Genomic DNA, 13,758 nt, shown 5'->3' on the forward strand with positions numbered 1-13,758 from the left:
CATCCCGACTGGAAATAGCCTCCCTTTGGATTCAAAAGGGCTATCCTGTTCGTACGGTGCTGCGTATCTGTAACGTTCCTCGTTCTACTTACTATTATCGTCTGTGTCATCCAGAACGTCAGCCATCTACAGGCAGTGGTCGCCCTATTCCAGGTTACTCCTTGGATCAGAATGGTGCTGTTGTTTTAGACGCACGCATTAAAGGGATTCTACGCCGTCTTATTAAAGGTCCTAACGCAGCTTTTGGTTACCGCAAGCTCACAATCTTATTACGCCGAAAATACCGCCTTGTCATTAATAAGAAGAAAGTATATCGGCTATGCAAAGAGCTGGGTGTACTGGCCCCACAACGTGAAATAACAAACGCTGTACCCAAAAAGGTAGCCAATAACCGCGTCGTTACTGGACCGAATCAAGTGTGGCAAATGGATATTAAATATGGATACGTAGCTGGTAAACGTCGGCATTTCTATTTAGCGAGCATCCTTGATGTATTCGATCGAAATATTGTTGCTCACCATCGGGGTAAGGCTTGTAGCACACAGGATATTCTGCAAATCGTACAGAAAGCCATTCTAAAACGAAATATTCACGGGCAAGAAACCAAGCTAGTTATACGTACAGATAACGGCCCACAGTTCGTGAGCAAGGCTTTCTACGCCTATTGTGAACTAGCTGGTATTGAGCATGAGCGCATTCCAGTTCACACGCCTAACAAAAACTCATTTATCGAGTCCTACCATAGTATCATCGAGAAAGAATGTTACCTACGTAACTGTTTTGAAACTTACGAAGAAGCCTTTAAGGAAGTGGATCGTTTTATTCGTTATTACAATAACGATCGCGTTCATGGCAGTCTTAAAGACTGGCCACCAAAGGACTATCTTCGGTTGGTGCATGAAGGGAAGATAATCCCTCAAAAAATCGCCCTATAGTGAGACAGACCAATTAAAACCTTGGTAAATGTCCAATTTTAGGGGGTTGAACCGTTCCTGGCACTTTTCGATTAATAATTTACCTCTGAGAGGTAATAGATGGCCCCATCTGCCCCTATTCCAGCATTTCTCACCTGATAATGTGCCAAATATGGATTACGAAAGGTAACTACTGGCCCCACCAAATGTCTTTAAAGGCGAAGGCATTTCTCAGTGTCACAGATCGTTAAGTTTCGATACAAAGCAAAAAGCCCCGCTTCCGCGGGGCATAGTTCATTAACTTATCACGCAAAAGCTTAGCGCAATTGCTCTTCAACAACTTGGGCAATACGGTTAACGAAAGACTCGACTTGCTCTTTATCTGGGCCTTCTGCCATGACGCGGATCAGAGATTCCGTACCTGATGGGCGTACAAGTACGCGACCATTATCGCCAAGCTCGGCTTCAACCTCACGGATGACGCGCTCTACTTCGCTATTGCCTTCTAGCTTCGACTTATCTGCTACGCGTACGTTCACCAGAACTTGCGGGAATTTACGCATGATTTGCTTAAGCTCACTTAGCTTGCGTCCAGATTGTACGAGAGTTTGAAGAAGCTGAACCCCGGATAGAATACCGTCACCAGTCGTGCCATGGTCAAGGAAAATCACATGACCAGACTGCTCGCCGCCAAGATTGTATCCGCCACGGCGCATTTCTTCCATCACGTAGCGATCACCTACGGCTGTTTTGTCCGCTTTAAGGCCGACTGCTTCGATACCTTTGAAGAAGCCGATATTCGCCATCACCGTTGTCACAATCGTGCTGTGTGCAAGCTTACCTGCGCGATTCATCGCATCGCCGCATATCGCAAGAATATAGTCGCCGTCAACCTCGGCGCCTGTCTCGTCCACGGCGATGAGCCTATCGGCATCGCCGTCGAACGCGAGGCCGATGTGGGCGCCTTGCGCCACCACAGCGGCCTGCAGCCCCTCAGGATGCGTCGATCCGCATCCTGCATTGATATTGCGCCCGTCAGGCTGGGCGCCCATAAGCACCACTTCCGCGCCTAGCTCGCGGAAGATACGCGGCGCTAGCTCATACGCAGCGCCGTTGGCACAATCGAGCACCACGCGCATGCCTGCGAACGTGGTGCCAGCGTCTAGCGTCGACTTCACGAAGTCGACGTAGCGCTCGCTCGCTTGCAGATCATCACGGATGCTGCCCAGCTCGCCGCCTGTCGGCCGAGGTAACGTATCCACCTCGGCATCTAACAAGCGCTCGATTTCAAGCTCTGTCTCATCGAGCAGCTTAAACCCATCGCGTCCGAAGAACTTAATCCCGTTATCTTGAACGGGATTATGGGACGCAGAGATCATTACCCCCGCATCCGCTCCACTTGTGCGGGTGAGATAAGCGACTGCCGGCGTGCTGACAACGCCGAGTCGTACTACATCCGCGCCGATCGAAGTTAAACCTGCGGCAAGCGCAGCTTCAAGCATCGTACCTGATACACGTGTATCAAGTCCGATCAGCACCTTAGGCTTGTGTGCCTCTCTTGTCAATACGTAACCGCCACATCTTCCGATTTTAAATGCTAATTCAGGAGTTAACTCTGTATTAGCAACCCCACGCACCCCGTCAGTTCCAAAATATTTCCCCATATAAGATTCCCCTATCTTTATCTTGTTAGTTGTTTGGTCTAAGGACTTGATTTATTTCCTTGCCCTGTTGATGTTCCATTAGGGTTCGGACTGGCAACAGCTCCAGTATTGCTATCCGTCGGCGAGCCATTGCCATTCCCATTTCCTTGGTTCGGATGCTCGGTACCATTATCAGGTGGTGATTTATCCCCTGGATCTGGCTTACCGCCCACTTCAGTTGCGCCATCAACAGATTGTTTAGATAATATCTCCACCGTCACTCTCATTTCCTGCTGCTGAATATTCTTAATGTATGGCGGTAGATTAAAGCTCACAGGAACATCGTGAACCCCAGCAGGTAAATTCGTGACGTCAATAATCGCCTGCACATCTTTGCTCTGTATGGTCGTAATTCGATCAGGCGTACCTTCAACTGGCAAGCTGATCTTGCCACCATCAGGTGAAATGATTTTGGTCGTAAATCCATCATTCAAACCGATTGTCTTAATGCCAATATTATCGACTGTTTTCGTAATCGAAGGCGTAATTTCTACCTTCACGGTGACTTTGGCAGGATCAACTAACGAGATTTTATTTTTGAGCGGCAGTTCAACCGTATATTCTTTCGTCTCTGTTAGTCCTTGCACATTAATCTGAGGCCCTTCATAAAACTCCAGTGCATCGAGAACACTCTGCTCACCGAACACTCTTACCTTGTCAACGCTTTGCGTCACTTTCGATATCGCATAGCCCGAAGGCGGTTCACCACTGAGCTTAATTTGCAGCGGTATTTGCTTATAAGGCTTCGTTATCGCTACTTCTACATCGACGACACTCGGTGTTACCGCAAAATCGAGTTCCTTCCCGTTCTTATCAACCGCCACTAGTTTCACCTGGCTATTGATGTTCTCTTTGGCGCCTTCGACACTCACTTTCCCTTTAACCTTGATATTGTCATCCACCCAGCTCGTCGGCAGCGTCACATGCACACGATTAGGCTTCACAACCGTCTCGCCAACCTTAAGACCTTCAGCAGGCTTGCCTACCGTATCAATCTCAACTGGCATTTCGACCTTCGCCAGATCATCGATAACAACGGTTATTTGCGAAGGAATGATTTCAATGACATCTACCGGGAAACCAACATCAACAAGAGGCAGCTTGTACTCCCCTTTGCCGACTTTGGTCAAATCGACTTCGATATGCGCTTTCTCGGTATTTACTTTATTAAGCTGCGACTCTTTGCCGCGAACGACAACGTCCACCGTTTTGACATTCATGTCCGTAATATATACCTGATTCTTATCGTATTTGGGAACGATCTGCACATTCTTAATTCGCTGCGTGCGTTCTGCAGTCGAAGTATAATCGTTGAACGTCTTCTGCTGCAAATTGACCCCGAGCCATAGAAGAATCCCGATCAAAAGCGCGAGAACTGCGACAAAATTTTTATTGCCAAGTAACTTATCCACGTTTACGACGCCCCCATTTCCAGAATGAAGATGTCTTTTCTTTCGTCTTCGGCGGCTTCAATTCTTCAAACATCTTGGATATTAAAGATTCGTCCTTAATATCGCGTACAATATGTCCATTTTTGGCTAATGAGATCTGCCCTGTTTCTTCTGAAACGGTAATACATAAGGCGTCGGAAACCTCACTCATCCCAATAGAAGCTCTATGACGTGTTCCAAGCTCCTTCGAAATAAACGGATTTTCAGATAAAGGCAAATAGCAGGCTGCTGCGACTAACATATTCTGACGGATAATAACAGCTCCATCATGCAGCGGCGTATTCGGTGTAAAAATATTGATTAACAGCTCAGCCGATACTTTGGATTCAAGTAAAGTGCCAGACTCTATGTAGTCAGACAATCCTGTTTCTTTCTCAAATACAATCAAGGCTCCGATTCTTCTCTTGGACATGTGATTTGCTGCACGAATCACTTCATTAATCAGTTCATTTGTACTTTGCTCCTCACCCACAAAAGAAGTCCGAGTAAATAGCTTGCCCCGTCCAATCTGCTCGAGCGCTCGTCTTAATTCTGGTTGAAAAATTATTATAATCGCAATCAATCCGGTATCGATCATCTGCTTCATCATCCACTGCAAAGTGGTGAGCTGGAACCAGTATGACAGCGCCCATGCGCCGACGACCACGATGATACCCTTCATGAACTGAACAGCACGAGTTCCACGAAGAAGTAGAATAAGCTTATATATCACATAACTAACGATCAAAATATCAATAATGTCTCTTACGGAAAAATCACCAATTATTTCCACATACGTGACCCCCAGACGAACTACACTACACTTTCAGGTTATTTCTATCTATTCCTTCTAAATGATACCATAATTCACGATAATCAGCTATTATTCCAAAGTATTATCACGACTATTACACCATTTTTATTGTATTTTTACAAAAAGGCTGCAAGACGATTCAATCGCCTGCAGCCTAATGTTGTTAACGTATCACGTCTATGAAATTCGTTAGCTTATACCATAGCCATCCAAACATTTCATCTATTTTGGTAATCTGACCTGCAATATGTGCCGTGGAAGCCATGTTCAACGTACCATCGATAATCGTGATATTACCCGTTACATTAACATTTTCTCCGACTTGCAGTTCCCCGCCCTGTACAACAAGACTGCCATCTAATGTGTGTCCAGAAGGGATCATAACGGTATTGCCTTTGATCACAACCTCTTCCAGGTCAACCCCTTTGACGACCAGCTCTTTGTCCCCATTCCATGTCGAGAACAGACTGCCCATCATCAATAACATAAATATAACAGCTACCGAAATGGCTGGATGGCGCTTCATCCAGTTGAACCAGCTGCTGCTTTTTTTAATTGGCAAATTACCCATAATGCGATCTGTCATTCCGTAAGGGGCTGTAAAGCCAGACGCGAAGCCTGACATCGAACGTACCAATGTCTCAGATGACTCAAGCCTTTGATAACGTTCTCTGCAGCTCTCACATTCCGTCATATGCTTGCGCAATTCCCATGCTTCAGAAGCAGTTGCGTCCCCATCAAGAACTTCATGCATTAAAGGAAGGGCCTCTCTGCAATTCATATTTAAGCCACACCTTTCAACATACCTCAACCATCGTGTAATACCATACGTTTTAGATTCAACAATGTTTCACTTTTCTTTTTTACAAATAATTACGGGTGCCTGATGCTTCCAATTTCTTACGCAAATACTCCCTGCCACGATGAAGTCTAGTTTTGATAGTTGTAATCGGCATATCAAGTACATCGCTAATCTCCTGCAAGGATAAATCTTGCAAGTAACGCAGCACGATAATTGATTTATATTTGTCTGGCATGTTGTCGATGACTTTACGAATCTGACGCTGCGTCTCTGAGACAATCACCTGCTTTTCAGGTGTGTCCTCATCACTAGACATCATTGCATAATAATCATTGCCTTCGCCGTCGTTTACTTCTGCATCTAGTGAATACGTCACCTTGCGCTTACGCAAGCGATCGATACAGAGATTTGCTGCAATCCTGAAAATCCATGTGGAGAATTTTTGATTTTCATCATAACGATGCAAGTTGGAATACAGCCGCATGAAAGTTTCCTGAACAATATCTTCGGCCTCTTGTCTATTCCCCAGCATACGATAGCCAAGATGATAAATTTTATCTTTGTATAATTCAACAAGTTCCGCGAACGCGCGTCTATCGCCGTTCCGGGCTAGCTTTGCCAGCCTTGTTTCCATATAGTTCAATTCTTACTCCTCCAAACTAGAGCACACATGAAGAAACGGTTCAACCGTCCTTAGTGCGTTAGGTCACAAACGCAAAACAATCGAGCTTCTGTTATACAGATGCTCGATTGTCCCTGATGAGAAATAGGGGATCAGCCTGTATTGCGAAGTCCAGCGGCAATTCCGTTAATGGTTAACAACACCTCGCGCAATAGAGACTGGTCATCTTGATTATCCTCACGCAGAGCGCGCAGTTCCCTAAGTAGCTCAACTTGCATATAAGAGAGCGGATCTACATATGGATTGCGAAGTCGAATCGATTCCTGAATAACAGGAACGTTATCGAGAATTTCTTTTTGACCTGTAATTTGCAAAATTAGCTTAGCTGTAAGCTCGTACTCTTCTCGAATCATGTTATAGATACGTTCTGCAATAGAGCCATTTTTCATCATAGAGCCATATAACTTAGCAATGATCATATCTGCTTTGGCAATCGCCAACTGCAAGTTATCGATCATCGACTGGAAGAAAGGCCACTCGGCATACATTTGTTGAAGCACTTGCATATGCTCTGGTTTATCCTGATAGTAGCTTTGGATGCCTGTACCTGCCGCATACCAAGCTGGCATCAGATAACGGCTCTGTGTCCAGGAGAATACCCAAGGAATAGCACGCAGATCGTCAAAGCTATCGCTGTTCTTCCGTTTGGATGGTCTTGAACCAATATTGAGCTCACCAATTTCTGGAAGTGGTGTGGACTCTTTAAAGAACTCCATGAAGTCCTTATCACGGAAGATCAAATCTTGGTACTTAATCATCGATTGTGTAGAGATTCCGCTCATGATCGTTTCCCAGGATGCATCCGATGGATCTGCCTTCGGTTGACGCGATAACTTAGAAGCTGCAATCAGCGCATTCGTTGCTTGATCTAGAGAACGATAGGCAATACCTTTCATGGAGTAACGCGAAGATAAGACTTCACCCTGCTCAGTAATCTTCACACCCGCTCCGAGTGCATCGACTGGCTGAGCTAGAATGCTGCGATTAAGCGGCATACCACCACGACCTAATGCACCGCCGCGACCGTGGAAGAACTTCAGCTTCACATTGTATTTCTTGCCTACTGCCATCAAATCGCGAAGCGCAGTACGCAATTCCCAGTTGGCTGTAATTACGCCACCGTCTTTATTGCTATCTGAATAACCAAGCATAATCTCGGTCATTTCTTTATAAGGGTCAATCGATGCTCGATAAGCAGAGATTTCAAATAAAGTACCCATTATGGCAGGAGCTGCATGCAAGTCATCAATTGTTTCAAATAGCGGAACGGATTGAATCGTGCAATTCACTTTACCATTCATTTCTCTACTGTAGAGACCTGCTTCCTTAGCAAACACAAGAACTTCAAGAATATCACTTACGCCTCTAGTCATCGAGATCAAATAGGAAGAAATACAACGTGTACCGAATTCCTTCTGTGCGCGATAGATCGTTCTGTAGACCTCAATGGTTTCTTGCGTGCTCTCTGAATAATGGAGATAAGGTGAAGTGATAGGACGTAAATCCGTCAGAATCGAGGTTAATGTCTCGATCTTCTTCTCCTCCGACAACTTACCATAATCCGATACGATTCCCATTTTATTTAATATCTCAGTCATCGCATATTCATGCTCTTGGCTGTGCTGTCTAATATCAAGCGTCGCTAAATGGAACCCGAATAGCTCCACCTGACGAATTAGCTTCGTTATATATTTATCTGCCACATAATCTGCAAAGTGGCTGCTTAAGCTGCGTGAAATAACGTTTAAATCCTCTAGGAACTCATCTGGAGAGTTATATCGATGTTCAGCAGCGACATTCGTACGTCCTGTATTGTGAATTTTCTCCAGCATGTAAGCCAGCTTAATGCGATAAGGCTCTTTCTCATTATGCCAAGGCTTGTAATGCCATGATTCATAGTTAGTTGTCAGGGATTCACGATCACGTTCAATGGATTGAAGCAGTTCATCTGACACTTGAATCATATTGAGCGAGAAGCTTGTGTGGTGATACAAATCTCGGATTGCACGATCATATTTTTTAAGTGCCATCTCGCGGTGCAGCTCAAGTGTTTCCCATGTTACTTTGGATGTAACCGACGGATTGCCGTCACGATCTCCGCCGATCCATGAACCGAATCGTAGGAATGAAGGCACATGCCAAGCTTCATCTGGATAATACTTCTTCAGGCAGCGTTCTAGCTCTGTATACACATCTGGCAGAACATCGAATAAAGTCTCGTCAAAGTAGAACAAGCCATTCTTCACTTCGTCGATTACGGTAGGCTTACGGTCCCTAAGCTCGTCCGTTTGCCACAGCGTAAGCACTTCACCTAGCAGCTTCTCACGCAGCTGTTCACGTTCGCGAGATGTAAGTGTTGGGTTGTCCAGCACCATTACATCATCTGCAATACGTCTGTGAATGTTCAGAACAGCACGACGCATCGCTTCTGTTGGGTGTGCAGTCATTACAAGCTCTAGGGAGCTGTTCGACAAGATTTCTTTCACTTCACTAATTGAAGTATCATTGCTCTTAAGCTCTTGAATAATATGCTCAATCGAACCTGGTTGCACTAAGTCACCCGAAGTTCGTTCATAATCCCGCTTCCGACGAATGCGATGATTCTGCTCTGCGATATTAACAAGTTGAAAATAAATCGCAAACGCACGAATTACTTGATGACGCACTTCAGGAGTAAGCTTAGATATAATTTCTTTGTATTCGGTATACATCTCAAAGGTGTAATTAGCGCGCATAGACTTACTCATTTCGCGAATCTTCTCAACAATGCTTAGTAACTCGCTACCACCTTGATGGACGAGTACCTCACCGAGAATATTCCCCAAAAAACGCACATCTCTACGCAGCAAATTGTTATTGACTGTTTTTTGACTAATCATTCCGTTTTCTGTCATTCTCTATCCCACCGATCCATTTGTATCCGTATTTTCTTTTCCGAATATTTTACCACATTATAAACCAAGACAGTAGTTATTTTTAAATGTTTAATATTTCATGTCAAATGTAAACGCTTATTTTATAACCAGAATTCTCATCATATAAAATACAAAAAAAGCTATCCGATTCGGATAGCTTGTCGTTTATGTATGGAGCGGATGATGGGAATCGAACCCACGCTATTAGCTTGGAAGGCTAAAGTTCTACCATTGAACTACATCCGCATATGCCATTATGTTATTGATGGTCGGGATGACACGATTTGAACATGCGACCCCCTGGTCCCAAACCAGGTGCTCTACCAAGCTGAGCTACATCCCGGCATAAATGGCGCGCCCTGAGAGATTCGAACTCCCGGCCTTTTGATTCGTAGTCAAACGCTCTATCCAGCTGAGCTAAGGGCGCATAATTTATGGAGCGGAAGACGGGAATCGAACCCGCGACCCTCGCCTTGGCAAGGCGATGCTCTACCGCTGAGCCACTTCCGCAAATTTATTTCTCTCATCACCGTTACCGTTAAGCTTGCGGCGACAAGAAATAATATAACAAATATCAGAACAAAATGCAACAACTTTAATCAATTTATTTTGTTGGTAAATTATTACTGATTAATTCACGGTATTGATTCCTTTGTTTTCTGTATTTCGAACATGCAAAAACCAGACTCCTTACGAGTCTGGTCGAGTTTGGCTGACCTACATATCTGCATTCCTGATGGTTTATTCTTCAAACCTGCCGTAGAACGCATTCCGATAAACATCCGCTAATTCTGTTACTAACGGCAATCTTGGATTCGCGGTTGTACATTGATCCTCAAATGCACGATCCGCCAAATAATCCACTCTGGATTCAAATTCCTTAGCATCAAATCCAAGCTCTTGGAAGCTTTCAGGGATTCCAAGTGCCTTGTTCATCTTGCGTACCGCAAGAACAAGACTATTGACCCCTTCTTCAGTTGTCCGCGCAGGCAATCCAAGAACCTTCGCTATTTCTGCGTATCGTTGATCCGCAATAAAGTGAGTATATTTCGGGAATGAAGTAAATTTGGACGGTTTCGATGCATTGTATCGGATTACATGCGGCATCAGAATCGCATTCGTTCGTCCATGCGCCGTATGGTACTCACCGCCCCATTTATGCGCTAAGCTATGATTAATACCCAGGAATGCATTGGCAAACGCCATACCTGCTATCGTAGAGGCATTGTGCATCTTCTCCCGTGCCAGATGATCACCTGTTGTATAAGATTGCTCCAAGTACTCAAAAACAAGCTGAATCGCTTTAATGGCTAATCCATCGGTATAATCGCTTGCCATAACTGATACATAAGCCTCAATGGCATGCGTCAGTACATCCATCCCCGTATCCGCAACCGCCACCTTCGGCAATGAGAATACAAATTCAGGGTCAACGATTGCCACATCAGGGGTCAGCTCATAATCTGCGAGCGGATATTTCGTATTACCTTTATTTTTATCCGTAATAACCGCAAAGGATGTTACTTCTGAGCCTGTGCCTGAAGTCGTTGGAATCGCTACGAATTTTGCTTTTTGGCCGAGTCGCGGGTATTTATAAATTCGTTTACGAATATCCATGAACTTCTGTTTTAGATTATCAAAGCTGGTGTCCGGATATTCGTAGAAAAGCCACATCGCTTTAGCTGCGTCCATCGGTGAACCGCCGCCAAGCGCGATAATGCAGTCTGGCTGGAACCGATCCATCATTTCTTTGCCCCGATCCACTGTATCTACTGAAGGGTCCGGCTCAACGTCTGAGAATATTTCGATGTATACAGGCGTCTGTCTCTTCCGCAAATAATATTCCAGCTTCTCGACGTATCCAAGCTTCATCATCATCTCATCCGTTACGATCATGACGCGCGAGATGTTCGGCATTTTTTCTAAATATTGTGTCGAGCCTTTTTCAAAATAAATTTTATCTGGAACCTTGAACCATTGCATATTCACCTGTCTGTGCGCTACACGTTTAATATTAAGCAAGTTAACAGCTGTAACGTTAGAAGTAGTTGAGTTGCTTCCATATGAGCCGCAGCCTAAGGTTAGTGAAGGTAAGTTCGAATTGTAGATGTCACCTATCGCACCATGTGTGGAAGGTGAATTCACAAGGACACGACCTGTTTGTAGACGGTCCGAGAACGCATGAATTACGGCGTCATCATGTGAGTGAATAACGGATGAATGTCCCATACCGCCATATGCTACAACCTCGGCTGCTCTTTCTATTCCATCTTCTGCTGTTGCGACCTTATAGCAGGCAAGCACTGGGCTTAACTTTTCGGCTGACAAAGGGTAGTTATTTCCGACCCCTTGAAGTTCTGCCACAAGGATTTTGGTTCCTTCTGGCACAGAGACCCCAGCCATTTCGGCAATTTTTACAGCAGATTGACCTACAATCACTGCGTTTACTGCGCATTTATCTGAGTTAATCACAAGCTTAGAGACTAACTCTGTTTCTTCTTCATCGAGAAAATAGCAGCCAAGCTTCGACATCAATTCCCTTGTCTGCTTATAGATCGGCACTTCAATAATTACAGCCTGTTCTGAAGCGCAGATCATCCCGTTATCAAATGTTTTGGAGAGAATGAGGTCTGTTACTGCTTGCTTAATATCCGCCGTTTTCTCAATAAAGCAAGGCACGTTACCAGGACCTACCCCGAGAGCAGGTTTCCCCGTACTATAAGCTGCCTTCACCATCCCAGAACCACCTGTTGCTAGGACTAGTGCCACATTTGGGTGATTCATCAGTTTACTTGTAGCTTCTAATGATGGTTGCTCCACCCACTGAATGCAATGCTCTGGGGCTCCTGCCTTGACTGCTGCCTCATACAAGGTACGAGCAGCGGCGGCGCTGCTTTGCTGTGCAGACGGATGAAAGGCAAAAATAATCGGATTCCTCGTTTTGATCGCAATCAGCGTTTTGAACATCGTGGTCGAGGTAGGATTCGTCACGGGCGTAACCCCTGCTATAATCCCTACAGGCTCTGCAACCATCTGATAGCCTTCATACGGATTGTCTTCAATCAATCCAACGGTTTTGACATACTTAATGCTATGATAAATATATTCGGTCGCGAACATATTTTTTGTAATCTTATCCTCATAGACACCCCTGCCTGTTTCTTCCGTTGCGAGCTTGGCAAGTGCCATATGCTTATCTATACCGGCTAATGCCATCGCTTGAACAATTCGGTCCACTTCGTCTTGGTTGTAATGCATGAATTCCTGCTGAGCCTTTTTCGCTTTTTGAACCAATTTATCCACTTCGGTATGTGCCGTATTCACTTTATCATCAGCAACATTACCTGTTTTGTTGTTCATAATTGTACCTCCTATTATCCCTCCTGCTTTCAGTCTAGTATGTACCAGATAAGGACGACCTTACCCGTTATGCAAATGATCAACTTTTTGCCATACCCGTATTTAGAGTATAGTAGTGGTATAGACCGTTTGGATTATTCAAGTACTTTTTGGGGCATTGTTTCATCCATGGGCTAAAAATGCGAATTGGAGCGACACATCATGAAATTGAAATTTATTCCTCTTATTAAAGATCTATATAATCGATATGAAACGCATGACGTTGCCGCTCTTAGTGCGCAGATGACCTATTATTTGATCCTGTCTATCTTCCCGTTTTTAATTTTCATTATGACCGTTATTAGCTATACTCCTTTAACGAGCGAAGATATTCTGATGAACGTTAAACCGATATTCGCTACCAATGCTTTTGAAACGATTGAGGACTTCGTTAATGGCGTTTTAGAGTCCAACAATACAACCTTGCTTTCATTCGGTATGCTGGGGACTATTTGGTCCTCCTCATCAGGTGTTATGGCGATCATTAATGGATTTAACAAAGCTTACAACACGCCTGAGGTTAGACCTTTTTGGAAGGTGCGCGGTATTGCTATGCTCTATGTATTAGGTTTAGGAACAACCATTCTACTGTCATTCATCATGGTTGTGTTTGGTCATACGATTGGTCAGCAATTATTCAAACTGCTTCAATCCCCCACCAACATCGAAACTGTATGGGCATGGGCCAAATATCTGATTCCGCTCTGCATTATGTACATGGTGTTCACGTTCTTGTTCCGTCGGATTCCAAATCATCATATTTCTTTTCGGGAGGCTCTGCCTGGGGCCACTTTCTCTACACTTGGCTGGGTAATCACGTCTATCTTGTTTGCGTACTATGTGAACAATTGGGGGAATTATACCAAGATATATGGCAGTATAGGAGGGATAATCGTTCTGCTCGTTTGGCTGTACATCAGCAGTATCATTACGCTTATCGGTGGGGAAATAAATGCGGCAATCGCTCAAATGCGTAAAAACCAAATATAAAAAAAGAAGCCCCTTGTTCAACAAGGGACCTCTTCTTATATGCGCGTAGAGGGACTTGAACCCCCACGGTTTCCCGCTAGATCCTAAGTCTAGTGCGTCTGCCAATTCC

At 44.6% G+C, this 13,758-nt stretch carries 9 protein-coding genes and 4 tRNA genes; 2 read left to right on the top strand and 11 right to left on the bottom strand.

Features of this window, described 5'->3' with window-relative positions; genetic code table 11:
- On the top strand, positions 1-935 hold a 935-nt coding region (locus E0485_RS23485), incomplete at its 5' end, for an IS3 family transposase (protein ID WP_132419710.1).
- A gap of 296 nt (positions 936-1,231) precedes the next feature.
- On the opposite strand, the gene glmM is transcribed toward E0485_RS23485, so the two are convergent.
- The 11 genes from glmM to adhE all read right to left on the bottom strand — a co-directional run bounded on the left by glmM (position 1,232) and on the right by adhE (position 12,620).
- The gene (gene glmM / locus E0485_RS23490; protein ID WP_132420495.1) at positions 1,232-2,578 is read right to left on the bottom strand and encodes a phosphoglucosamine mutase; all 1,347 of its coding nucleotides are present in this window, start codon (positions 2,576-2,578) and stop codon (positions 1,232-1,234) included.
- Between the two features lie 38 nt (positions 2,579-2,616).
- A complete protein-coding gene (locus tag E0485_RS23495; protein WP_132420496.1) occupies positions 2,617-4,029 on the bottom strand; it encodes a CdaR family protein in 1,413 nt (470 codons plus the stop codon).
- A complete protein-coding gene (gene cdaA / locus E0485_RS23500; protein WP_132420497.1) occupies positions 4,022-4,840 on the bottom strand; it encodes a diadenylate cyclase CdaA in 819 nt (272 codons plus the stop codon). The genes E0485_RS23495 and cdaA overlap by 8 nt, the downstream gene beginning before the upstream one ends.
- A gap of 184 nt (positions 4,841-5,024) precedes the next feature.
- Positions 5,025-5,642: an anti-sigma factor family protein gene (locus E0485_RS23505; protein ID WP_132420498.1), complete on the bottom strand. Its 618-nt coding sequence runs from the start codon at positions 5,640-5,642 to the stop codon at positions 5,025-5,027.
- 82 nt (positions 5,643-5,724) lie between these two features.
- On the bottom strand, positions 5,725-6,306 hold the full coding sequence (gene sigW, locus E0485_RS23510) for an RNA polymerase sigma factor SigW (protein ID WP_132420499.1): 582 nt from the start codon (positions 6,304-6,306) through the stop codon (positions 5,725-5,727).
- A gap of 131 nt (positions 6,307-6,437) precedes the next feature.
- Positions 6,438-9,239, bottom strand: a complete 2,802-nt coding sequence (gene ppc, locus E0485_RS23515; RefSeq protein WP_132420500.1) for a phosphoenolpyruvate carboxylase — start codon at positions 9,237-9,239, stop codon at positions 6,438-6,440.
- A 193-nt stretch (positions 9,240-9,432) separates the two neighbouring features.
- A tRNA-Gly gene (locus E0485_RS23520) sits at positions 9,433-9,506 on the bottom strand.
- A 20-nt stretch (positions 9,507-9,526) separates the two neighbouring features.
- Positions 9,527-9,603: transfer RNA gene (locus E0485_RS23525), tRNA-Pro, on the bottom strand.
- 7 nt (positions 9,604-9,610) lie between these two features.
- Positions 9,611-9,687, bottom strand: a tRNA-Arg gene (locus tag E0485_RS23530).
- Positions 9,688-9,695: 8 nt separating this feature from the next.
- Positions 9,696-9,770, bottom strand: a tRNA-Gly gene (locus E0485_RS23535).
- 231 nt (positions 9,771-10,001) lie between these two features.
- Positions 10,002-12,620 (bottom strand): bifunctional acetaldehyde-CoA/alcohol dehydrogenase, encoded by a 2,619-nt coding sequence (gene adhE / locus E0485_RS23540; protein WP_132420501.1) that lies wholly within the window; start codon positions 12,618-12,620, stop codon positions 10,002-10,004.
- 201 nt (positions 12,621-12,821) lie between these two features.
- On the opposite strand from adhE, the gene E0485_RS23545 reads away from it, so the two are divergent.
- Complete coding sequence (locus tag E0485_RS23545; RefSeq protein ID WP_132420502.1) at positions 12,822-13,649, top strand: YihY/virulence factor BrkB family protein; 828 nt, start codon at positions 12,822-12,824, stop codon at positions 13,647-13,649.
- The last annotated feature ends 109 nt before the right edge of the window (positions 13,650-13,758 follow it).

Origin of the sequence: Paenibacillus albiflavus (genome assembly GCF_004344915.1) — a bacterium.
GTDB classification, from domain to species: Bacteria; Bacillota; Bacilli; order Paenibacillales; family NBRC-103111; genus Paenibacillus_AM; species Paenibacillus_AM albiflavus.